General features: G+C 67.3%; 21 protein-coding genes. 17 read left to right on the forward strand and 4 right to left on the reverse strand.

The window, feature by feature from the left end:
- Nucleotides 1-366: 366 nt before the first annotated feature.
- From TsocGM_RS09775 to TsocGM_RS09800, 9 genes are all read left to right on the forward strand, one after another.
- Nucleotides 367-1338 (forward strand): hypothetical protein, encoded by a 972-nt coding sequence (locus TsocGM_RS09775; protein WP_126725122.1) that lies wholly within the window; start codon nucleotides 367-369, stop codon nucleotides 1336-1338.
- Nucleotides 1339-1560: 222 nt separating this feature from the next.
- Nucleotides 1561-1689, forward strand: a complete 129-nt coding sequence (locus tag TsocGM_RS27585; protein ID WP_261341630.1) for a hypothetical protein — start codon at nucleotides 1561-1563, stop codon at nucleotides 1687-1689.
- The gene (locus TsocGM_RS09780; RefSeq protein ID WP_126725123.1) at nucleotides 1686-2468 is read left to right on the forward strand and encodes a hypothetical protein; all 783 of its coding nucleotides are present in this window, start codon (nucleotides 1686-1688) and stop codon (nucleotides 2466-2468) included. Before TsocGM_RS27585 ends, TsocGM_RS09780 begins: the two co-directional genes overlap by 4 nt.
- Nucleotides 2469-2587: 119 nt before the next feature.
- A complete protein-coding gene (locus TsocGM_RS09785; protein ID WP_126725124.1) occupies nucleotides 2588-3217 on the forward strand; it encodes a hypothetical protein in 630 nt (209 codons plus the stop codon).
- A gap of 516 nt (nucleotides 3218-3733) precedes the next feature.
- A complete protein-coding gene (locus TsocGM_RS09790; RefSeq protein ID WP_158633466.1) occupies nucleotides 3734-6421 on the forward strand; it encodes a type IV secretion system DNA-binding domain-containing protein in 2688 nt (895 codons plus the stop codon).
- Nucleotides 6409-7554, forward strand: coding sequence for a hypothetical protein (locus tag TsocGM_RS25960; protein ID WP_158633467.1), 1146 nt, complete (start codon nucleotides 6409-6411; stop codon nucleotides 7552-7554). Before TsocGM_RS09790 ends, TsocGM_RS25960 begins: the two co-directional genes overlap by 13 nt.
- Nucleotides 7551-8072: a hypothetical protein gene (locus TsocGM_RS25965; RefSeq protein ID WP_158633468.1), complete on the forward strand. Its 522-nt coding sequence runs from the start codon at nucleotides 7551-7553 to the stop codon at nucleotides 8070-8072. Before TsocGM_RS25960 ends, TsocGM_RS25965 begins: the two co-directional genes overlap by 4 nt.
- Nucleotides 8073-8107: 35 nt before the next feature.
- Nucleotides 8108-9613 carry a type IV secretory system conjugative DNA transfer family protein gene (locus tag TsocGM_RS09795; RefSeq protein WP_158633469.1) on the forward strand — a complete coding sequence of 502 codons (1506 nt, stop codon included), beginning with the start codon at nucleotides 8108-8110 and terminating at the stop codon, nucleotides 9611-9613.
- Between the two features lie 36 nt (nucleotides 9614-9649).
- The gene (locus TsocGM_RS09800; RefSeq protein ID WP_126725127.1) at nucleotides 9650-10303 is read left to right on the forward strand and encodes a hypothetical protein; all 654 of its coding nucleotides are present in this window, start codon (nucleotides 9650-9652) and stop codon (nucleotides 10301-10303) included.
- Nucleotides 10304-10305: 2 nt separating this feature from the next.
- Here TsocGM_RS09800 and TsocGM_RS09805 read toward each other — a convergent pair whose 3' ends face one another.
- Nucleotides 10306-10728, reverse strand: coding sequence for a DUF6573 family protein (locus TsocGM_RS09805; RefSeq protein ID WP_126725128.1), 423 nt, complete (start codon nucleotides 10726-10728; stop codon nucleotides 10306-10308).
- A 98-nt stretch (nucleotides 10729-10826) separates the two neighbouring features.
- Here TsocGM_RS09805 and mobF point away from each other — a divergent pair, with 98 nt between their 5' ends.
- Nucleotides 10827-13358, forward strand: a complete 2532-nt coding sequence (gene mobF / locus TsocGM_RS09810) for a MobF family relaxase (protein WP_126725129.1) — start codon at nucleotides 10827-10829, stop codon at nucleotides 13356-13358.
- Nucleotides 13359-13409: 51 nt separating this feature from the next.
- The gene (locus tag TsocGM_RS09815; protein ID WP_126725130.1) at nucleotides 13410-14084 is read left to right on the forward strand and encodes a hypothetical protein; all 675 of its coding nucleotides are present in this window, start codon (nucleotides 13410-13412) and stop codon (nucleotides 14082-14084) included.
- Here the strand turns inward: TsocGM_RS09815 and TsocGM_RS09820 are convergent.
- Both TsocGM_RS09820 and TsocGM_RS09825 read right to left on the reverse strand, forming a co-directional pair.
- Nucleotides 14081-14413 (reverse strand): type II toxin-antitoxin system RelE/ParE family toxin, encoded by a 333-nt coding sequence (locus tag TsocGM_RS09820; protein ID WP_126725131.1) that lies wholly within the window; start codon nucleotides 14411-14413, stop codon nucleotides 14081-14083. The two genes, TsocGM_RS09815 and TsocGM_RS09820, sit on opposite strands and share 4 nt — an antisense overlap.
- On the reverse strand, nucleotides 14410-14667 hold the full coding sequence (locus TsocGM_RS09825) for a hypothetical protein (RefSeq protein ID WP_126725132.1): 258 nt from the start codon (nucleotides 14665-14667) through the stop codon (nucleotides 14410-14412). Before TsocGM_RS09825 ends, TsocGM_RS09820 begins: the two co-directional genes overlap by 4 nt.
- 85 nt (nucleotides 14668-14752) lie before the next feature.
- Between TsocGM_RS09825 and TsocGM_RS09830 the strand changes: the two genes are divergently transcribed.
- Both TsocGM_RS09830 and TsocGM_RS09835 read left to right on the forward strand, forming a co-directional pair.
- Nucleotides 14753-14989 (forward strand): hypothetical protein, encoded by a 237-nt coding sequence (locus TsocGM_RS09830; protein WP_126725133.1) that lies wholly within the window; start codon nucleotides 14753-14755, stop codon nucleotides 14987-14989.
- Nucleotides 14986-15483, forward strand: coding sequence for a CRISPR-associated protein Cas4 (locus TsocGM_RS09835; protein ID WP_126725134.1), 498 nt, complete (start codon nucleotides 14986-14988; stop codon nucleotides 15481-15483). The genes TsocGM_RS09830 and TsocGM_RS09835 overlap by 4 nt, the downstream gene beginning before the upstream one ends.
- Nucleotides 15484-15609: 126 nt before the next feature.
- Here the strand turns inward: TsocGM_RS09835 and TsocGM_RS09840 are convergent, their stop codons facing one another.
- Nucleotides 15610-16632: a DUF1559 family PulG-like putative transporter gene (locus TsocGM_RS09840; protein WP_126725135.1), complete on the reverse strand. Its 1023-nt coding sequence runs from the start codon at nucleotides 16630-16632 to the stop codon at nucleotides 15610-15612.
- Between the two features lie 209 nt (nucleotides 16633-16841).
- Between TsocGM_RS09840 and TsocGM_RS09845 the strand changes: the two genes are divergently transcribed.
- The 4 genes from TsocGM_RS09845 to TsocGM_RS09860 all read left to right on the forward strand — a co-directional run bounded on the left by TsocGM_RS09845 (nucleotide 16842) and on the right by TsocGM_RS09860 (nucleotide 21083).
- Nucleotides 16842-18224, forward strand: a complete 1383-nt coding sequence (locus TsocGM_RS09845) for a sensor histidine kinase (protein WP_126725136.1) — start codon at nucleotides 16842-16844, stop codon at nucleotides 18222-18224.
- The gene (locus TsocGM_RS09850) at nucleotides 18221-19627 is read left to right on the forward strand and encodes a sigma-54-dependent transcriptional regulator (RefSeq protein WP_126725137.1); all 1407 of its coding nucleotides are present in this window, start codon (nucleotides 18221-18223) and stop codon (nucleotides 19625-19627) included. Before TsocGM_RS09845 ends, TsocGM_RS09850 begins: the two co-directional genes overlap by 4 nt.
- 429 nt (nucleotides 19628-20056) lie before the next feature.
- Nucleotides 20057-20443 carry a DUF6573 family protein gene (locus TsocGM_RS09855; RefSeq protein WP_126725138.1) on the forward strand — a complete coding sequence of 129 codons (387 nt, stop codon included), beginning with the start codon at nucleotides 20057-20059 and terminating at the stop codon, nucleotides 20441-20443.
- 49 nt (nucleotides 20444-20492) lie between these two features.
- Nucleotides 20493-21083: an acylphosphatase gene (locus TsocGM_RS09860; RefSeq protein ID WP_126725139.1), complete on the forward strand. Its 591-nt coding sequence runs from the start codon at nucleotides 20493-20495 to the stop codon at nucleotides 21081-21083.
- Nucleotides 21084-21311 lie beyond the last annotated feature (228 nt).

Raw genomic sequence — 21311 nt, forward strand, 5'->3', positions numbered from 1 at the left:
CCTGTCTACGCCCGGGTGCGGGGCTTGCCGTCAGCTCCGCCGCACCGCGGAGGGCAGCCGATCGGGCGGGCCGTCCCCCGGCCGGCAGGGCAGGGGGCCTCGATGAGTGGTCGCGGGATCGACGGACAGTCCCCGGGCAGTCCTCATCGCCGACAGGAGCCGTCGGGGGGTGCCGATCCCCGTTCGGGGGCAGGAGATCGCAGGAGCCGGCGAGGGTGACTGGCCGACCTTCCGGATGGCGGCGACAATGGGGAAAGGGGCCCGGCGGGCGGGATGGGAGTACCAAGGCGACGTCCCAACCAATTTGTGAAGATCGGTCGGCCGAAGGACGCGATCCTTTGGGGGCGACGAATCCGGAGCGCCACGGTGGCAAAAGACAGGTCCGAACACGACTGGCAGGAACGCCGCCCGCGGGAAAGCTCCGTCACCGGTGGTTCTTCGACCGGACGCCATGTCGTTCCAGGCTACGATCCCGCGGCCCACGGCTTCGCCACGGTGCAGGAGCATGAGGCCAGTTGCCGGTACTCTCCTTGGGTTGAGAAGGACCAGGTCACATGGAGCGATGCGGAACGATCCGTCTATTCGTGCTTGGTCAGCGCCATCGAAAAAATCGGAGCGACCGAAAAACTCAAGGTGCTTCTGGGCACCGATCTTGGGTTGCGGTTGTCCTATCAGGGCCCGTTTTCGATTGATGCACCGATCGAGCCAGAGCCGCAATCGGTGCTCGGAGCCATGGTGGAGGAGCTGCTGGTCCAGGATAAGGACACGCTGCATCACCACGTGCAGATCTCGGACAATCCGCTGAGCTCCTACGTGCTCCGTCTCAGCGTCGCCGCGCTGCCTCGTTGGCAGCGCGAGTTGACTAGGGAACGGAAAGCGGTCGATGATCACCTCGTGGAGCGAATCGAGAAGGAGAGGCAGCAGAAGGAACAGCAGCTCGTGGAACTAACGTTGCCGCGAGCGATTCCGCTCGAGCACGATTCGGTAAGTGAGGTCGAAGAAGGCATCGAGCGCCTATCGAAATATGTAGCCGAGATCCATAAGCCGGTCGTGATTGCTCTGCAGGGCCTCCTGGACCGCCTTCACGAGATCAAGAATCTCGGCTCTTACGAGGCAAATGCCCACGCTGCATCCGAGATATATCGTTTGGCGAAGGCCTGCGACATGGATCTGATCTATGAAGGGACACCAGTCGCCATTGGATGCGTCAAACGATCGGATTACAAGCAGGGAGCGTTCCGGCTCCGAACCCTGAGCGGCAAGGCCGAGACGATCCTCACGAGCAAGAACTTTCCCTCGCTCCAACTTTCGCCGCTGGATGCGACACGTCAGGGATAATTTCCTGAAAAATTCCGAACCGCGGCTTGACTCTTACCAAATTGGTCAGGATAATCCCGGTGTACTGACCAATGTGGTCAGAAAGGTTCCGGGGCGAGGGGTCGAGATTCTCTTCCGCACGGAATACCTAGAGCACGACGCTGCCGCACACTGTCGCCCCCTTCCGTGAGGACACGCCAACTCGGCGAGCGGTTCTCCGACCGCGCTGAGCGGGAGGTGCCGATGAGTCCGCGCCAATGGTTCGCGAAACTGATCACCAGATTCTTGCACGGCGTCGATTCGGCGAGGCGTGAGATCGGCTCGACCTTCCGCGTCGGCGTCATGCGGAGGCGAGAGGAGGTGACCTCATGAACGGCAGCAAGTTCGCCCAGAGGTGTGCGTTGGCCTACATGGCCCGTTATGGGGCGTGGCTCGGGTTGGAGAGGCGCGAGGGTCGCCCTCGGACGTGGACCCGGGCGGATCCCGCGCTCCTGCGGCGGGTCGCCCGAGCCTGGGGGAACGCCCGGCATGCCCCGACCGATGACGTGGTCAGGCTCCACTACGGACGCCTGATCCGGGAGACGGACCTCCAGTACCGCCACATGCTCGATTACGGCCTGAAGGTCATCCTGTACGAGGGACCGGCTGAGCAGCAGCCCTACCGGGGCTACGAGGACATGGTGGCGGACATCGAGACCAATCGCCGCCTGGTCATCTGGCCCCACGATACCCACATGCCGGCCGATCACCCGCTCCTCCGGGCGACGAGCGGCGGCGTGACCGCCAATATCCAGTTCCGCACCGTGCACGACGTCCTCGGGCACGCCCTCGGCCACGACATCTCGATCGCTGGCGAGGAGGCGACCTACGCCGAGCAGACGACACTCTACAGCCGGGCGGCCTGGCCCGCCCTGGCGAGCGAGATTCGCGGACAAAACGCCTGGCTCTTCTACGGGCCGCACCTCTTTCGAGCGGACGGGAGCCTGCCGAAACGCGGCGATGCTGACTACATCCCGTGGACGGAGCGGCCGTACCCCGAGCAGAAGGCGGTCATCCTGCCACCGGAGTTCTGGGTGCCGGTCGTCACGGAGGAGGCCGGGGCCCCCGATAATCGCACCAACGGCTCGCTGGCGTTACAAGCCGCCGTCTGACGGCTCCGGACCGCCGACGCCACGGATGGCGCCCCCGTCGAGACCTCCGTCCATGTCCCCCGAGCGCTCGCCGATCCGGCGAGCCGTTTCTCCGACCGCGTCTAAAGCGGGAGGTGCCGATGAATCTCCGTGAACGGTTCATGAACTTGATCACCAAGTTTCTGTACGGCTCGCTGGCCCTGAAGGCCCAGGAGGAGGCCCAGGCCCTCCACGCCGATGCCGTGCGGGCTGCCGCCGAGGGCCTGCGAAGCACCATGGCCGCCATGGAAGAGGCCGAGCAGTACCTGAAGGGAGACGATGTCGATCCCGCGAGACGGGAGATCGTCTCGACGTTTCGCGTGGGGGTCATGCTGATGTCCGAGCAGGTCACGGACATGCTCCGCACGCCGCTATCCGATGACGAGGTGCGGAAGGAACGGCTGAACGCCCCTTTCGACCGATCGACGAACTCCGAGAACGGATCCGCAGCGGCCGGTGGAACGCTGCCGGTGCCGGGGCAGGGGAGGGGGCGGGGCGAGGGCAACAACCTGAGCCTGCCACCGCCGGGCCGCCCGGATCAGGCCCAGACGAATGGATCCTCGCCTCCCTCCGCGCCGCCATCCTCGGAGAACGCGGAGCCGCCGAAGCGCAGGCGGGGCCGACCACCGGGGACGGGCAAGCGACAACGCGAGGCCAGGGAACGGGCCGCCCGGGAGGCGATGGAGCAGCAATCCCGCACCGCCCAGCAGGGGGACACCAACGGATCCTGAGTCGGCCCGACTCGGAGCCCGAAGGAGATCCCGAAAGAAGTCGATCCAGATCACGCGCGCGGTTGCTCCATCGAGGGCCGCTCTACGGGCTAACCGCCGCAGTGCTACTCATCGCCGCGTTCATCCTGGGCATCCCCCTCGGGGAACGAAGCAGCGACAGCGACGCGATCACAACCAACGACGCCCGCAAACGACCGGCCCCCGAGGCCTGGAGGAACCTCGACCGATGGCCGTCGCCGGACCCCGTCCGTAGCCATTCCGGGAAGTCTGCTCCGGCGGTGTGGCGGGACATCGATACGCGGGGCATTTCGGCCAGAGCCACGAATTCGACAGCGACGTCCGACCTTGCAGATCAGACACGTCCGGCCCCCGAAGCCCACGGCTTCGTGCATCACCAGCAGGAGGCGTTCCGGGATGCCGCGATCCGGGTCAGGGAATGGATCGATTCACATTTCTGACGGCGATTGTCGCGAGTTCGCCGACAACGGCCAGGTCCCGGGAGACCAGGAGGTACCGATGTTCTCAAACGAAGATCTCGAGAGCCCAACCTTCTTTCGTCTTGATCGGTTGCCCGCACGCACGCGGCCGCACGGGTCTCGGATCCACGGCGATGCGCGGTTCGCCACGGAGGCCGACCTGCGGGCGTTCCTGGACCCGCCCGACGAGGAACATCCCGCCTACCTCGACGACGTCAGCCTGCTGACCGACGCGCCCGAGGGCGGCGGGTATGCCCCGATCTGGAAGACTCGGCTGTACTTACCCGCCGAGATCCGACGACGGAACATGTTGGCCGTCGGCCGCATCGGATCCGGGAAGACCTCAGAAATGTTTCTCCCGCTGATCAACTCCGACATCAAGGACACCGAGGCCTCGGTCGTCACGATCGACGTCAAGGGTGACCAGCACCAGAAGCTGACCCCCTTCGTCGAGAAGCACCGTCCGGGTACGTCGATCGTGGTCATCAATCTGACCGAGCCGGATCGCACGACCCATGCCTGGAACCCGTTCGCCCACCAGGACGACGAAGGAACCGTGCTGGACGACGCCGAGAGTTTCTGTCAGGCGACCCAGACCTTGCGCGGCAGCCGGGACAGCCCCTTCTGGGACTCCAACGCGGCCCGCTGGATCACGGCGGTGATCCTCTGCCTGAAGAAGACCCGGGGGGCCGTCTGCCCGGCCGACGTCCACCGTGCGCTCGAACTGCCGCGGGACCAGCTGCTGGCGCTGTTGATGGCCCATCCCGACGTCGCGTTTGCGTCGGGGGTCCACAGCTTCCTGGCTTCGGGCTCGCACAACGCCGAGACCGTCCAGGCCCAGGCCCAGATGCACCTGCGGGCGCTGCGGGACCCGGGGCTGGCCAGCGTCACATCAATCAACGAATTCCGGTCCACGTGTCTGTTCGAGCGGCCAACAATCCTGATCTTCGAACTGCACCAGGGCTCGGTGGAGAAGCTGCGAGCCTTCGTCAACCTGTTCTTCGCCCAACTGTTCCGCGAGGCTGCCCGCTGTGCGATGGCCCAACCGGGCTGCCGGCTGCCCCGGCCCCTGAACCTCTACCTGGACGACTTCACCGCGGCGGTCGGCCGGATCCCCGACCTTGGCCAGCACCTGAACCTGGCCCGCTCGCGGGACGTCCGGGTGATCGCCGCGGTCCAGTCCCTGTCCCAGATCGAGCACACGTACGGCACCGAGGCCCGCGACATCCTCGCCGCCTTCGGCACCAAGCTGTTCAAGTCGGTCGAGCAGCACGACGCCGAGTGGGCGTCGCTGCAGTCCGGGACCTGCACGGTCGAGGCCGTCGACGAGGTCCAGGAGGTGGGCGAGTTCGGCGACGGGCCGCGCACGGTGACGCGGACGGTCCGCCCCGTCGCGCGGCCCCTGCTGCTGCGGGAGGAGATCCAGAGTTCCCCCGAGCACTTCCTCTACGGGCGGGCCTGGACGGCGTTCTTCCCCGATATCCCCCCCGTGCAGCTCTGGCTCCGCGCCGCCCACAACCTGCCGGAGATGGCCGGCCCGATGGCCGAGGCCGCGCGGCGGCCCCGGCCGGCCCGGCTCCGCGAGACGCCGCTCCGATACACCCCTGTGGTCATCACGACCGGGTTGCCAGCCACCAGGATGACCGACACGACGAGCATGACCACCGAGCAAGGGTCCGCGAGGCTCCGCGATGTCAAGGAGACCATCGGCTGGGCCAATACATCGGGGAACGCCCGCAAGTGGTGGGAAGCCTTGGAGAGCCAGAACCGGCACCGGCCTGGCTTGGTGCTCCGACTGGCTGAGGAGCTGGCAGGCCGCAAGTCGACGATCACCGAGTTCTTCCTGGCCTACGTCGACTCGCGCACCAACAACCTCCAGGCCAACCTCCACTACCTCGACTTCATGCGACTCAAGAGGGAGGAAGAGGAACAGAAGCGGAAAGCTCGCGAGCAATCCTCGCCGAAGCCTCGTGAGGTTCAGGAACCGCGCGGAGGGGCCAACGTCACGGGGTCCGGGAACAATGACCTGGAAACTCCGCCGATATCCACCAAGCGAGCGCCACCGGGGGTCGGGGCTGCACCGAGATCGGGCCTTCAAACGAGCCATGTGGAAAGCGCCGAGGCCGTCATCACCGACCGAGGCACGGGACCATCGTCGGCGTCGGGTCGGCCCGATCCGGGGCCCGAGGAGAACGCCTGGCGATCCCCGAGCGGGCCATGCCGCGGGAAGTTCCCCCGAGGGCCGCTCTTCGGGCTCGCCGCAGCGATGCTGCTCATCGCCCCCGCGTTCACCCTGGAGATCCCGTGGGGACGGCAACGCGAAGGGGGCGAGGAGACGAGCGCGACCGACGTACGCCCCAAACGACAAGTCCCCGTGGCCTCAAGGGGCGTCGCTCGACACCCCAGTCCCGGATCCGGTAGCGACCCGACGCGATGGGCGGCGCCCGCGGCCTGGAGGGACCTCGGCCGGCTCGCTCGATCCGGGTCCGGCCGGGCCAACCCCGCAACGCCTGCCCCGCCCGCCTCCGCCGGCGACCGCCCCCAGAGGGCAGCCCCGGCCGCGTGGCGGACCCTCGACACGCAAGGCACGTCGTCCGCCGCGTCCGCCGGCCCGCGGGCCGGAACGGCCCCCGCCGACGGCGGCCGCGGCTTCCGGTACCACCAGCATCAGGCCCTCGAACAGGCCGCAAGGGAGGTGAGAGGATGGCTCGGCTCATGGTCAGACTGATCGCGATCACCGTCGTCACCACGCCGATCGCGGCGGCCCGCGCCCAGGATGCGCCGATGGGGGAGGCGCCCGATCGGCAGCAGCAGCAACAGCCCGAGGAGTTCTATCCCGAGGACCCGGCGATCGAGCTGGCCAACGCGGCGTCGGCGAGGATCGCCCGGGAAGAGCGGGAACTCGATTCCCTGATGGAGGCGTTCCTCGACGCCGTCGACGCGACGCCCCCCGGCGCGTTCGACCCGGAGAAGGAGGCCATGACCGCCGACCTCATGCGTCGGGTCGCCCGCGGCATGGTCGCCCAGGGCCGGCAGATCATCGACCACTGGGAGGAGATGACGGCCCAGGCCGAGCAGCTCGAGAAGTCGCTCGACTCGGCCCCGGCCCGGTTCCGGGCGGCCGCCGAGGTGTACCGCGGCTACGCCGAGGCCGAGGAGTTCGAGGACCTGAGCGCCCTCTACCTCGACACGGCGCAGATGTTCGAGGGCAAGGCGAGGCTCGCCGAGCAGGAACAGCAGAGCCTCGGCGCCCTCACCGACGACGACCTCGTCAAGTACATCCGGCACGTCACGCGCTATTACGAGCGAATCATCCCGGCCCTCGAATACGCGGACGACCTGACCGCGGCGACGAGGTACGACGCCTTCGTCGAACGGCTGCGCAACTTCAAGGAACGGCACCAGCAGCTCGAGGAGGCGGTGCGCACGCTGCGCGACAAGGCCCTCGGCGAGAACGCCTTCGACGAGGGCATCCGGGAGAAGCACAAGGCCGAGGAAGCCGCGGTGAGGGCCGCGGCGGCCCCCGCCGTCCGGCCCGGCACGCGGACCGCCCCGGAGAGGGCCGATCAGATCGGGGCCTCCAATCCCCATTTCGCCCGGCTCGGCCTGGCTTTCGAGGAGGAATTCGACTTCGATCGGCTCGACCTGGTTGCCGAGGAGGAATCGAACCTGGATCTCCCCCCGCATGAGTGGGATGCCGAGGAGGAATTCAACTTCGATCTCCCTCCAGTTGACGGCTACGTGGTGGAGCAGACAGCCCAAGACCGTCACCGGATCAGGCGCGAGCAGGCCGCAAGCTACACCCGGGAGCAGGGCAGGCGTCCGGCGCCGCGGCTTCCATCGCGAGAGCAGGCTCCATGACGGGGCGATCGCGGCAACTCGTGCTGCGGGGAGCACGGACGCTCCCCCTGGCCGCGACCAGGGCGGCCGCGTTCCTGCTGTTCATCGCGGCCGTCCATCTCATCGCCCTGGGTGTCCTCGGAGCGGAGCCCCGACTCATCGGGTACGCCACCGTCCCGCTCTGCCTCATCAGTTTGATCTTCAGGAGAACAAGTTCACGAGCACTCCGCTTCACCGCCGCCCTCTACTGGGTACTGTTCAAGACCAGCTATTTCGCCTGTTCGGCAGCGGTTTTCCTCATCGGCGTGGCCTTCTACGCGGGCGGGGGCTGGATCGAGGACCTCGTCCTGCTCGCGTTCGGCCTGGTCGTCGCCATCATTGGCCTCGGATTCATCTTCCTACCGAAGCTCCTGGCTCGCCGGCCCGAGCCCCAGCGACTGCCGAGGCGAATCACGCCCGTCATTCCCGATCATCACGCGGCCGAGCGGCAGGCCGCGGCCGAACTCGGCAGGCTCTACCGCAAGGAGCGGAGACGATGACGATAGCGGCTTTGTTCTCCGAGAGATCGCGCGCGTTGTTCGCTTCGATCCGACGTCGGCGGGGCCCGTCGCTTGAAGAGTGGGCCCGCAAGAACAGCTACGTCTTCGGCGGGGTCCGCATCCCGCGGTCGCTCGGCAAGTTCCATTTCGCCTTCATCGGCGGCACGGGCGCGGGCAAGTCGGCGAGCCTCTATGCGTTCGAGAACAGCTTCCTCGGCGAGTTCCAGCCCGGCATGGACCGGCGCGTCTATCGGTTCGACCCGAAGAATGAGGCCTTCGCCTACCTGCGGGCGATGAACCCCGAGATCCCCATCTACATCATGAATCCGCTCCACCGGGAGAGCGTGGGGTGGGATGCCTTCCTCGACATCCTTGACAAGAACGACTGCGAGCAGATCGCCCGGATCTTCGTGCCGGAGCAACCCGACGCCCAGCAGCCGTTCTTCGCCGACGTGACGAGGTTGCTTCTCTACGGCGTTCTGCTCGCACAGGTCCTGACGCAGCCGGGATGGAGCTTCCGCGAGACCTGCCTCATCCTGCGGAACCCGTCCTACATCCGGCAGATGCTGGGACGAACCCCGCACACGCGGTTCCTGACCCAGCTCCTCGACGAGGCCCAGGGGGAGACCTACCGCAGCATCGTCAGCACGATCGTCACCCGCATCGCGCCGCTGGAGACCTTCGCCGCCTACTGGCACAACGCCCAGGTCAAGGTCTCGATCCGCGAGACGACCCGGGAATGCTGCGTCGTGCTCTTCGGCACGGACACGCGCTACGACAAGATCCTCGGGCCCCTGAACGCCCTCTACTTCAAGCTCGTGCAGCAATACCTGCTTGCGCGCGGCGACGTCGACTTCCCGCGGGACTACGTCATCATCGACGAGTTCGCGAAGCTCGGCGGGGACCGGCCCGTCGAGGGGTTCCTCGACCTGTGCGAACTCGGCCGCTCGCGGGGCGTGCGCGTCGCGATCTGCATCCAGACCCCGGCCCAGCTCGACAAGCTCTACGGCAAGCCCGGCCGGGAGATCCTGCTCGGCCAGTGCCAGAACCAGATGCTCTTCCGGACCGCGGACGAGACGGGCGCCGAGTACAACGCGAAGCGGATGGGCCGTATCCGCGGCTACGAGCTGCTCGGCAACATGGGGCTTTCGGCGGGATTCACCGAGGGCCGGACATGGGCCCCGGGCGGTGGATCCTCGTCATCGCAGCACTCGACCGGCCAAAGCGAAGGGGTCTCGGAGAGCTACTACGACCGGCCGTTCGTGCACCCCGACGAGTTCGCGAACCTGCCAGCCGCCGACTTCCTCTCCGGCATCCACGGCTTCGCCGACGTGCCGAGGACCGGCCTCTTCCAGACCGGCCGGTGGCGGTTCCACCTCGACACCGACTGGCTGCGGCGGCACGTGCCGCGGCCGCACCCCGAGGTGAGACCCTACGACGAGAGCCTGAGGCCGAAGGAGCACATGTACATGCACCCATTCACCCGCGAGGAACTTCGACGGATCGGGCTAGAACCGGATCCGGCGGATTTCTCGCATTGAGCGCCACGGCAACCGCGGCAGAAAGGGGGCCGAGCGATGGCCGATGACGAGAAGCAGCACATGGTCGTCCGGGTGATCGGGAGCGTCCGGTCCGCCGGGATCGCCGTCGTCGAGTCGACCCACGCGACCGCCCGCGAGGCGGTCCGAGCCGCGGCCGGACGTCCCGAAGTCGGCGTCTTCAAGGGGCCGAAAGGTCCGGTGCCCGACCGAGGCACCCCCTTCGAGCTACCGCTCGGCTGGGATCCCCGGGTGGATCAGATGGTCCGCAATTTCAGGCGTCAGGAGGAGCACGCGCAGCAGGCCGAAGTCATCGCCTGCAAGTGGGACGGCCAGCACGGGCCGCCACGGGTCGGGCTGAAGGTCTTCTACACCGACGGCTGGGACTACCGGGGCGTCGCCGTGGACCGCGTGGCCCGGCCGTTCGGCCGCATGGACCGTCCGATCGATGCCGAGCGCTGGGTCGCCGTCGAGCGCTTCCCGGGGATCCGCGCCGAGGGCAAGATCGTCGCGATTCGCAACACGGAAGAGGCGGCCCGGACTTGTGCCATGGAGCGGATGCATGAGCTCCGAGAGCAGCAGGGACACCTGGAGCCGGATGCCATCGAGCGGGCCGAGTTCAGCCCGCGGCTCGATTCGCTCCGGGCGGAGCACAAGCGTCAGCAGCTCCAACCGAAGCTCAAGCCCGGATAGCCCTACATCAGGTACAGGGCCCCGCCTGGCGGACGCGGGCAGCGGAAATCCGCGGATTCATCATCGACGAGGAAGGTCACCACCGCGACCGACGCCTCGCACGGCTGCACGACCATCGTGAGTTGGAGGAAGTGGAGCTCCGGATCGAGCGATCTCGGTTGTTCCTGGACCCACATGGGGACGGGATTGACGAACGTCCCGGCAGCAGGACGACCGGCGTCGATCCAGCTCCGCACGCCGCGTTCGATCGCGTCCCGGACCTTGTTCGGATCGCGCTCGATGAGCGGGTGGTTCCAGAGCCCGGCGGAGACCGCGGTCGGGTAGGGGATCTCGGCCCGGCAGTCCCGGACGATTTCGGTCACGTCGATGAGGACGCCGTCCGCCAGGGCCCGATCGCGACTGTAGTTCGATCCGATTTCATACATAATCAACCTCTAATTACAAGCTAACGCGCGGCGCCGGGGCAGTCAAAGCGCATTCGCTCGCACCGTTCGGCCCGCTGGCGGGGCAGGGGGGTCCATCCGTGCTCAGCATCAGCCCACTCTCATCCGGCCGGGCCGAGTATTACCTCCAGCTCGCCAACGCGAACTATTACCAGGAGGGCGGCGAACCCCCCGGGCAGTGGTATGGCCAGGGGGCGCGTGAATTTGGCCTCGCCGGCGAGGTCCAACCCGAACATCTCGAACGGCTCTGCGAGGGCTTCCACCCGCACGACGGCGTCACGCCGCTGGTCCGCAACGCGGGCCGCAAGGAGGGGTCCGCCCCGCGGAAGCCAGGCGACGATCTGACGTTCTCGATGCCCAAATCGGCCTCGATCGCGTGGGCCTGCGCAAGCGATGAACTCCGATCGAAGATCGAGCAGGCGGACCTGCGGGCCGTCCGGCAGGCCCTCGATTACATCGAGCAGACCTGCGGATTCGCCCGGGTCGGCAAGCAGGGGCTCGTGCGGCAGCAAGTCCCGCTGACCTTCGCCCTGTTCCGCCACGCGAGTTCGCGGGCCGGGGATCCGCAAATCCACACGCACGCCGTCTGCCCGAACGTCGCCGTCCACGCCGATGGCCGGACGACCGCCATCGACTCGACGGGCTTCTACCACCACAAGATGGCTGCCGGGGCGATCTACCGGGCGGCGCTAGCCGAGGGCCTCCGCCAGCTCGGCTTCGCCATCGAGCGGGACGGGCCCTCGTTCCAGCTCAGCCACATCCCCGAGGCGCTCACCGAGCACTTCTCGAAGCGACGGGCCGAGATCGAGGAACAGATCCTCAAGCGGGCCGGTGCGCTCGAAGCCGGGTCCGCCCGGATGGCCGAACTCATCACGCTGGAGACTCGGCGCGCGAAGGAAGAGCGTCCCCGCTCGGAGCGGCTCACCGAGTGGCAGGAGATCGCCTGGACCTACGGCGTCGATCGGGAAACGATCGCCGCCCATCTGCGAGCGCCGCCGCCGCTCACGCCGAGTGAGAAGGAGCGGGTGCGGACCTCCGTCTTCGCCGAGGCGATCCGGGATCTCTCCGAGCACCATGCGCACTGGAGCGAGAAGGACCTCACGCAGAAGATCGCCGAGGCCGCTCAGGGCCGCGGGCTCGATGCCCGCGACGTGCTGGAGACCGTGGCGAACAAGCTCGCGAGTCCCGACCTTGTGCCGCTCGGGAGGCTCGTCACCGAGCAAAGAGATCTCGCAAAACGCCGCTACGCAGAGCGCTCCGAAGATCGTTACACGACGCCCGAGATGCTCCGGATCGAGCGCGAGATGCTGGAGCGGGTCAATCGGATGGCCGATCGAAATTCGACCGTTGGGGAGCGGATCGTAACCGGCGTGCTCGGGCTCCGGCCGACGCTCTCCGAGGAGCAGGCCGAGGCCGTCCGCCACCTCACGACCAGGCCGGGGCTCGTGCAGTGCCTGAGCGGCAAGGCGGGCACGGGCAAATCCTACACGCTCGATACGTGTCGGCTCGTCTGGGAACTCTCCGGCAAGGAGGTCATCGGTTGCGCCATCGCGGGAGTTGCCGCCGACGAACTCCGCCGCTCGGCGAACATCCCCTCCGACACGCTCGCCATGACGATCGCGCGGCTGAACCGCCGCGACCTGGTCCTGACCCCTCATCACGTGGTCGTCATCGACGAGGCGGGCATGGCCCCGACGAAGGCGATGGCCGACCTCATCGCCCACGTCGAGCGGTCCGGGGCGAAGCTCGTGCTGGTGGGCGACGCCATGCAGCTCCAGCCGATCGGGGCCGGGGGTCCGTTCCGGAGCATCGCCGAACGGGTCGGCGATGCGCGTCTCGTGCAGATCCGGCGGCAGCGGGAAGAGTGGCGTCGGGAGGCCGTGCACGCCTTCTCTCGGGGCGAGGCGAAGGCCGCGCTCGTGGCCTACCTGGAACGCGAGCAGCTCCACGTCACGGAGGACCGCAGCGGGGCCATGCTCCGCCTGGTCGAGCAGTGGAAGGCCGATGGCGGGGTCGAGAAGCCCGCCGAGACGCTGCTGCTGGCCAGCCTGAATGTCGAGGTCCGCACGATCAATCGGATGTGCCAGGCGGTGCGGCTTGAGGCCGGGCAGCTCGGCGAACGGGCCCTGCACGTGGACGGCGACCGCATCCACGAGGGGGACCGCATCCAGTTCACGAAGCGGAGCCGGGCGCTCGGCATCGAGAACGGCTTCACCGGCGACGTGCTCCGCGTCGACGAGCGCGAGCGGACGCTCGCCGTCCGGCTCGACAAGGGCGGCCGCGAGGTGACGATCCGCACCGAGGACTACGCCCACATCCGGCTTGCCTACTGCTCGACGGTCCACAAGGCCCAGGGCCGCACGGTCGAGCGGGCGCACGTGCTGCTCGGCGGGCCACTCACGGACCGCCACCTCGCCTACGTGCAGGCCAGCCGCTCCCGTGGCGAAACGCACCTCGTCATCGACGAGCCCTCGGCCGGGCCGCAGCTCCGGGACGCCGTCCGCACACTCTCCCGGGCACGGCAGAAGGATCTTGCACACGACCTGATCGAGCTGCCCGAGCGGCAACAGGAGCAACAAGCCCCATCCCGGCGGATCTTGATGAGGCCCTGACCCTCGAATTTACGGGCGAGCCCGTATGGACGGGCCGAACGAGGTCGTGGCATGGTCCGCCTCATGCCGACGCTCACACCGGATCCCGATGGCCGATCGAATCCCCTGGAGGGGGCAAGCTTTAGGTCCACTCGCCCGCTCTCGCTCGACGAACTGCGGGAGTTCGTCGATGCCGTGCTGGCCGGGATGGCCGAGAACCGCGACGTGAAATGGGACGAGCAGGGGAAGCCCCTCGCAACGCTCAAGCACTGCGGTCAGGATCCCGAATGCACCTGGCTCTTCTACGAGGTCGACATGTCGGCCATCGGCATGCCGACCGACACGCCGCTCATCGTCCATTCCTACGCGGGGGAGGCCGACCTCGAATGGACCATCGGCCCGACGCCGCTGGCCAGGACGACGCGGGATTCGACGCCGGAGCAGGCGGCCGCCGCACTCGACATGCATGTGCTCCTCGACGGCTTCCGGCGCTTCGTCCTGGCCGATTCGGTGCTCTTCCCCACCTCGCTCACGAACGACGCGGGCAGGCAGAGCGGGCCGATCCTGATCGCTCCCGAGGACGGCTGTTGCTGCGAATGCGGGGGGATGCTCGAAGTGACCGGCGTGGACGATGCGACGATGAGCGTCGAGTGCGAGAACGGGCACGCTTACGATCTGGAGCACGACGCCTTCGACGTCGGGTTCGACTACGTGCTCGAATACCTCTCGCGGCGGGGTTCGGATTAGCCCTCGGGCGCCATGTCCTCGGGTCGGACGGGCTTCTCGCCAGGAGCCCGGATGGCAAGGATGACCACCTCATCTCCTCGCACTGTGAAGAGGGCCCGATAGCGTCGTTTCGGATGGATGCCGAAGAGGAGGTGCCGGATTTCCTCGGGAAATGCCGGATCCTCGTAGGCGAATCCGCACGAGAGGGGAAAATCGCGGAGTCGGAAGAGGGCGTCTTCGAAGCGGTCGTTGAGCCGCTGTGCGGCTTCCGGCGAGCGTTCGGCGAGGGCAGTCAGTCGCTGCTCGAAGTCGGCCTCGGCATCCCTGGTCAGCCGGACGCGGTAGCTCACGGCTTGTTGGTCGGTTGGAGCTTCTGCCGCATCCGCTCGACGAACTCAAACGCGTCCACGGTCCGCCCAGCGTACATGTCGTCGAGGCCGCGTTGAATCGCCCGGAGGGTCTCTTCCCGCTCCTCCTCGGGCGAATTCTCGTATTCCCAGCGGGCGAGGGCCTCGTCCAGCGTGAGGTCGGTCGCACCGCTGGCGAGCTGCTCGTCGATGAAACTCCTGAAGGCTTGCAGATCGTTCGCTCGGTCGGTGGCCATGGTCCTTTACCCTCCTCGTCTTCTCCCCTAGTTTACCACCATCGCACGTTTTTGGCACATCAGCATGAGGAAGCGGAACGACGAGATGGTCTCGGCTTCGGAAATCGCCTCGTGGGCCTGGTGCCCCGAGAGCTGGCGGCGGGAGCGCGGCCTCGGCGAGGAACCCGCGAATCAGGCGGCCTTGCGGCGGGGCGGGAGATTCCAGGGGCTGACCGCCGTCTTCGAGCGGCGATCGCGGGCCGTGCTCTCGCTGGGCATCTCGCTTCTCGTGCTCGCGATGCTCCTCCTGGCTGTGCTGTTCCTCCTCGGGGTGAGGCCATGACGCTGCCGTTCGGCGTGGCCCTGCTCCTGGCCGTCCTGGGGCTGCTCTGCGCCTTGCTCGCCCTCACTGCCCGAAGGAAGCGGGGCTTCGAGGCGGGGGCGACTGTCGCCCTCGACAGCGAGACGCTCTCTTCCGAGCGCCTCGGGCTCATCGGCCGCCCCGACCGGATCATCCGGCAGGGCCGGTATTTCATCCCCGAGGAATGGAAATCGGCGAAGCGTCTCCAGGACGCGCACCGACTCCAGCTCGGGGTGTACCTGCTGCTGGTGGAAGAGCGCTACGGCGTGCGCCCGCCGCACGGGGTGGTGGTCCTGGGCGACGGCTCTCGGGTCAAGGTCGAGAACACCGAGGCCCTCCGCTCCGAAGTCCTCGGCGTCGCCCGGAAGATCCGGGAGCATCGCCGGACGATCCGCGAGGCAATCCCCGTCGATCCTCCGGCGTGGAAATGCCGCGTCTGCGGCCAGCGAGGAAATTGCGCTCAGGCACAGCGGTGAATGGTCCGATGTGGGAAGGTCTCGCGGGGTACGTACCATTACCGGTGCTTCCGCAGGGGCGAAGGAGCCAAGAAACGGAACCTATGGTCTCGGGGGGCCTCGACCTCATTGAAGGCTTCTCTCCAATCAGTAAGAGTCGGCACTGATGACCTCGCCGCCCGCGACGGTCCCCAGGGCCCGCCAGGTCCAGCCGTTGACAGTCTCCTTGACGAAGCGGACCGAGCCGTCGCCGAACAAGGCGTTGACGCCGCCCGGGTGGTAGCTACGGGCCGTGATCGCGGCGAACGTCGGCAGGCCGCGCTTCTCGCGGCTGCTGGTCAGGTCGACCTCGGCGTACTCCCGGTTCGGCCCGCCGGGGATCTGCTTGTTCGGCGGCCACGCGGTGGTGATCCCATTGTGGTGGACGCCCGACTCGAACCATTGCGTCCGGCCCTCCCCCACGCGCACGGCGCAACCGCCGAGGTACTCGGGCGCGACGGCGTACGGGTCGGCATCCGGGCCGGGGATGTTGTGGGGGTCGTTGATGTGAGCCAGGGCCGGGCAGTCGCGGTAATAGGTCATGTACGCCTTGCCCTCGGACATCAGCAGGGTGTTGCTCGTACCGTCCCGGAACTCCGCCCACGTGCGGGACTGGTTGGGGCCGAAGGCGCTCCGGTTCTTCATCGTGCTGCCGATGCCGCCCCAGACGAACCAGTCTCCCTGGACGAACCCGTACGTGGCGATGCCCAGCCGGCTGTCCCCGGAGGCCCGCGCCGGGGGGCCGGTCTCGCTCGGGCAGATCAGCACCCCCACGACCTGGACGCGCACCGTATCGTTCGACCCGTCGAACATGTCGACGTCGAAGTTGATGGTGTTGAACAGCGGGCCCTGCTCGGCGTAGGGGAGGATCCTCGGGAAGGCCCCGAAGCTGTTCGTCCAGGTGACCGTCGTCCCCGAGCCGGCGATCGCCAGGGATGGCGGTAGCGCCCCGATGGTGCCGTGGTAGTTGTGCAGGGCCAGACCGATCTGCTTCAGGTTGCTCGTGCACTGCATCCGCCGGGCGGCTTCGCGGGCGGCCTGCACGGCGGGCAAGAGGAGGGCGATCAAGACGCCGATGATCGCGATGACGACCAGAAGCTCGATCAGCGTAAAACCACGACGCGATATCATTGCATGAGATCTCCGGAGGCGATGGCGATACCGGGACAGCTCGGCTCTCTTGGCAAATCCAGTGCCCTGAGCATCCCGGAGCGTATAATCGCCCGTGGGAACGTCTTACGTCCCTCCCGCGAAGGACCTGATGCGTTCCGGTGGTGGAATTATCGCCACGTTCGGCGATTTGTTGTCCACGCCGGGTTGGTTCGATCAGGACTCTCCGATTGCGTTGGTCGATACGAAATCAAATCCTGATTCCCCTCATCGTCATCCAGGGCATGGCGGTCTGTGCCATCACGCTGGTCACGGCGACCCTCGCCGCACGGCGGAGCGAACGCCAAGTTATCGACCGCTTGAATGGCGTCGTCGAAGCCCTCGGGCACGCGAACTTTCCTTACACGGAGAGCGTCCTCGCCAGGATGCGGGGCCTCTCCGGGGCCGAGTTCATCGCTTATACGGCCGACGGTCATGTCGCAGCGACGAGCTTTTCGAGCCTCAAGGACACGCCCCCGCCACCCCGTTCCATCCCGCAGGCGGCGTGCCTCGACTCGCTCGGCGAATCTCCGACGGTGCTCTTGGACGGCGTCCGCTACTTTGCGGTGCCGCTCCCGCCGTCGGCTCGTCCGCACTCCTCGTCGCTCCTGGTCCTCTACCCCGAGACCAGTTGGCGGCAGGCGAGGCGCGAAGCCGCGGCGCCGCCCCTGATGTTCGGAGGGGGCTCGCTCCTGCTGATGGTGGCAATCACGAGCTGGGTTGCTCAGCGCATCGGCCGCCGAATCCGAGACGTCAACCAGCAGGTGGCCCGCATCGCCGGGGGCCACTTCGAGGGCTTCGACCCCGGCCGCGACCGGGACGAGATCGCGGACCTCGCCCGCTCCATCAATTCGATGTGTCACCAGCTGAGGGATATGAGCCGGACGATTCAGCGGTCGGAGCGGACGCGGCTGCTGGCCCAGCTCGCGGCGGGCCTCGCCCATCAGATGAGGAACTCGCTCACGGGGGCGAGGATGAGCGTCCAGCTGCACGCGAGGCGGTGCCCCATCCCGGCGGGCGACCGGAGCTTGGACGTCGCCTTGAGGCAGCTCGCCATGACCGAGGAGCAGGTCAAGGGCCTCCTCTCGCTCGGCCGCGTCGAGAGCCGACCCCCAGCGGCGTGCGACCTCCGGCGGCTCCTCCGCGATATCGCCCTGCTCGTCGGTCCCGCGTGCGAACACGCCAAGGTTACGCTCGATGTCCGGGGCGATGGGGCACCGCTCGAAGTGATGGCCGAGGAATCGGGGCTCCGGGCCGCCGCCTTGAATCTGGCCCTGAACGCCATCGAGGCCGCTGGACGCGGCGGGTCGGTGCGGCTCGAAGCCATCTGCGACGGCGAAGCGGTTGCCATCGAGGTCAGCGACACCGGGCCGGGGCCGCCGCCGGGGCTCGCCGTCTCCCTGTTCGAGCCGTTCACGACGAGCAAGCCCGAGGGGGTCGGCCTCGGGCTCGCCCTCGTCCAGCAAGTCGCCACCCGGCACGGAGGCGCGCTCTCCTGGACCCGAGCGGGCCACGAGACCCGCTTCCGCCTGTCGCTCCCGCGAGTCGTAGAAGCCGCAAAGGAAGCCGTATGAGCCGTATCCTCATCGTCGACGACGAGGCGAGCATCTGCTTCGCGCTCCGCGAGTTCCTCACCGACGAGGGGCACCGGGTGGACGTTGCCGCCTCGGCCGAGGAGGGCTTCAAGCTCGCCGAGGACGGCCCTCCCGATGCGATCGTGCTCGACATCCGCTTGCCCGGCATCGACGGGCTGTCAGCCATCTCCGAATTCCGGAGCCGCATCGGCCCGGCCCCCATCGTGGTCATCACCGCGTTCGGCAACCTCGAGACCGCCGTCCGGGCGATGGAGGGTGGGGCCTTCGATTACCTGGTCAAGCCCTTCGATCTCGACCAGGCCGCGATCGTCGTTAAGCGGGCCCTGGAGACGCCGAAGGTCCAAGGGAGCCCCGCGGCAGCGACCGCGGCCGACGGTGCGGAGGCCCTCATCGGGACGTCGCCCGCGATGCAGGACCTGTTCAAGAGCATCGCCCTCGTGGCACCGACCGATGTCCCGGTCCTCATCACGGGCGAGAGCGGCACCGGCAAGGAGCTGGTGGCGTGGGCCATCCACCGGCACAGCAGCCGCAGATCCGGCCCGTTCCTCCCGATCTGCCTCGCGGCACTCAGCCCGGGCCTCGTGGAGCGGGAACTCTTCGGCCACCTCAAGGGGTCGTTCACCGGCGCGGCCCAGGACCGGGAGGGGCTCCTCGAACTCGCATCGGGCGGGACGGTGCTGCTGGATGAAATCGGCGACGTGCCATCAAGCCTCCAGGTGAAGCTGCTCCGGGCTATCGAGCATCGCGAGGTGACCCCCGTCGGGGACGCCCGGCCACGGCCGACCGATATCCGGGTCATCGCCGCGACGAATCGGCCGCTCGCGGAACTCATGGCGGCCGGGCAATTTCGCGAGGACCTGTTCTTCCGCCTGAGCGTCTTCCCGATCCACCCCCCGCCGCTCCGCGACCGGCGGGAGGACATCCCGGCCTTGGCCGAGCACTTCCTGAGGCAGTCTCGCTTGCCGGATGTCGCCGACACCCACCTCACCCAGGAGGTCATCGGTGAACTCCGCTCGCGGCCTTGGGCCGGGAACATCCGCGAGCTTCGCAACGCCATCGAGCACGCGGCGATCGTCGCCCGAGGCCGGACGATCCGCCCGGAACATCTCCCCCCGGCCGCGTGCGGTCCGGGGCGGATGGCCACGATCGCCACGGGCGAAATCGAGCCACAGCTCGCCGAGTGGGCACGGCAGGAGGCGGTGCGACTTCGGGGCTGTCCGGATGAAGCGGCCCTCTACGAACGATTCTTGGAGTTGACGGAGCCCCACGTCCTCCGGGCCGTCTTGGGAGCATGCCTCAATAATCGGGCCCAAGCCGCCCAGGTGCTCGGGATCCACCGGGCGACTCTCCGCCAAAAGCTGAATAAATACGGGATCTCATAGATTGTATCGACAGATTACTTTAAGGCGATTCCCGAAGACTCCGCTTCAAATTCAAAGTCTCACAACGGGCTCGCCTACCGGGAATTTGTGAGACAGAACGTTCTTCGCGTTCTTCTGCTCCGCTGCGAGCAGACCCATCCTCGGGCCGTCCGTCGGCCGCCGTCCCTCGGCTTCGGAGCCGCTCCGCTGCGTGCTCATGCCGGGCGAAGCCCGTCACTCCGCTCGCAACCGCTCCGCTCCATCCGTCGCGACACGGCAAGACCGAAACGAACAGCGGCATCCGGTCCCAGGGACCGGATCGGTATAGCTGTTTCCCGTCCGGGGGAGGGCCGCGTTTGTCTCCAGCCGGGAGTGAAAGACAAACGCGGCCCTCCCCCGGACGGAAAAACGGCTGTCGGGGAGGCGGGTCCCAATAAATGGAGAAACACCATGGTAAACCGAGACGACATCGTCATCTTCTGTTACACCCGAGCCGACGCCATCCGCGACGGCGTGCTCATCGACGTGACCGAGACGGCACGCGAAGCCGGGTTCCGTATCCCCGTGGCCATGACCAGCGCCGCGTGGGCGCTCTGCGTCGAAATTCCGGAGGGAGTCACGGGCCAGGACCTGAGCGGCAGGATTTGGGACGTGCTGATCATGCTCCTCTACGCCATCAAATCGAAGAACGCGAGGGGCAGCGAAATCCGCTACCACCTGCATGTCCGGAATTCGAACGAAGAGGGCGAACCGCCGCTGGTCGAGCTGAAAGCCCTGTGCGGCCCCGGCGACGAGGGCGAGCCGGTCATCACCATCATGCTGCCGCACGAAGACTAACCGACCAGGCCGGGCCACGAGGCCCGGCCCCTTCACGGAGGAAAACGCCATGAATCGAGAAAAGCGAAAATCACCGGCCAAGGAGGCATCGACGAAACAAACCTACCGGCTCGCGGGGAAGCTCTGTCCCCGCTGCCACAGCGCGGGCCCATTCCTGCTCGACCCGTCCGACGATTTCATCGTCGTCGCCGACGGGTCCCTCGAATTCCCGCCGGGCGAATGGGGCCTGGACATCGACTGCGATTGTGCCGCCTGCGGGTTCGCGGGGCGTCTCGAGGATTTCTGCGAATGGGTCGAGGTCACGGGCGAGGAGCGTGCTACCGTCCTCCGCGTGTTTCTGGAATCCCGCGGCCCTCGTCCGGTCGACGGATTCAATCGGCCACCGGCCAAGGAGTCGCTGCCCGAGACGGTCGCCAGGGCGATCGAAGAAATCCTCTGGCACTACTGGGAAGCCGAGCACGAGAATTTCATCGCCGATGAGCCCGGCCCGGACGAGGAGCATATTTTCCGGCATCTCGTGGCCGTGGACGGCTGGTTCGAAGGCTACGAAGTCAGCGCCGAGCAAATCGTCGCCGAGTTCACGGACGAGGACCTGAGGGACGCAGCGAGGCGAAGGGCCCGCAGATTCCGGGGAGAATAACGCCGGGCCGGGCCTCGCTGCCCGGCCCGATTTCCTCGCCTCAATAACCCCTGAACCAATGGCCGCCCCCCCGCCCGAGAGAGCAGGGCAGGGGAGCGGCGCTGTAGTGCCTCACCTGGAACTGGAATGCTCTGCCGGTTGGGTTAGTATGGCCCCAATCGGAGGCACCTTCCATGAGTCAGACTCGCAGACACTTCACGCCCGACCAGAAGGCCCAGATCGTTCGAC

The sequence above is a fragment of the Tautonia sociabilis genome, assembly GCF_003977685.1.
GTDB lineage: Bacteria > Planctomycetota > Planctomycetia > Isosphaerales > Isosphaeraceae > Tautonia > Tautonia sociabilis.

What these genes read in the sequence shown, in the direction of transcription:
- TsocGM_RS09785 (WP_126725124.1), top strand. Translation starts at nt 2,588, where the DNA reads ATGAATCTCCGTGAACGGTTCATGAACTTGATCACCAAGTTTCTGTAC.
- TsocGM_RS27585 (WP_261341630.1), top strand. Translation starts at nt 1,561, where the DNA reads ATGAGTCCGCGCCAATGGTTCGCGAAACTGATCACCAGATTCTTGCAC.
- TsocGM_RS09815 (WP_126725130.1), top strand. Translation starts at nt 13,410, where the DNA reads ATGGTCCGCCTCATGCCGACGCTCACACCGGATCCCGATGGCCGATCG.
- TsocGM_RS09800 (WP_126725127.1), top strand. Translation starts at nt 9,650, where the DNA reads ATGGCCGATGACGAGAAGCAGCACATGGTCGTCCGGGTGATCGGGAGC.
- TsocGM_RS09805 (WP_126725128.1), bottom strand. Translation starts at nt 10,728, where the DNA reads ATGTATGAAATCGGATCGAACTACAGTCGCGATCGGGCCCTGGCGGAC.
- TsocGM_RS09835 (WP_126725134.1), top strand. Translation starts at nt 14,986, where the DNA reads ATGACGCTGCCGTTCGGCGTGGCCCTGCTCCTGGCCGTCCTGGGGCTG.
- TsocGM_RS09790 (WP_158633466.1), top strand. Translation starts at nt 3,734, where the DNA reads ATGTTCTCAAACGAAGATCTCGAGAGCCCAACCTTCTTTCGTCTTGAT.
- TsocGM_RS25960 (WP_158633467.1), top strand. Translation starts at nt 6,409, where the DNA reads ATGGTCAGACTGATCGCGATCACCGTCGTCACCACGCCGATCGCGGCG.
- TsocGM_RS09855 (WP_126725138.1), top strand. Translation starts at nt 20,057, where the DNA reads ATGGTAAACCGAGACGACATCGTCATCTTCTGTTACACCCGAGCCGAC.
- TsocGM_RS09830 (WP_126725133.1), top strand. Translation starts at nt 14,753, where the DNA reads ATGGTCTCGGCTTCGGAAATCGCCTCGTGGGCCTGGTGCCCCGAGAGC.
- TsocGM_RS09825 (WP_126725132.1), bottom strand. Translation starts at nt 14,667, where the DNA reads ATGGCCACCGACCGAGCGAACGATCTGCAAGCCTTCAGGAGTTTCATC.
- TsocGM_RS09850 (WP_126725137.1), top strand. Translation starts at nt 18,221, where the DNA reads ATGAGCCGTATCCTCATCGTCGACGACGAGGCGAGCATCTGCTTCGCG.
- TsocGM_RS09860 (WP_126725139.1), top strand. Translation starts at nt 20,493, where the DNA reads ATGAATCGAGAAAAGCGAAAATCACCGGCCAAGGAGGCATCGACGAAA.
- TsocGM_RS09840 (WP_126725135.1), bottom strand. Translation starts at nt 16,632, where the DNA reads ATGATATCGCGTCGTGGTTTTACGCTGATCGAGCTTCTGGTCGTCATC.
- TsocGM_RS25965 (WP_158633468.1), top strand. Translation starts at nt 7,551, where the DNA reads ATGACGGGGCGATCGCGGCAACTCGTGCTGCGGGGAGCACGGACGCTC.
- TsocGM_RS09780 (WP_126725123.1), top strand. Translation starts at nt 1,686, where the DNA reads ATGAACGGCAGCAAGTTCGCCCAGAGGTGTGCGTTGGCCTACATGGCC.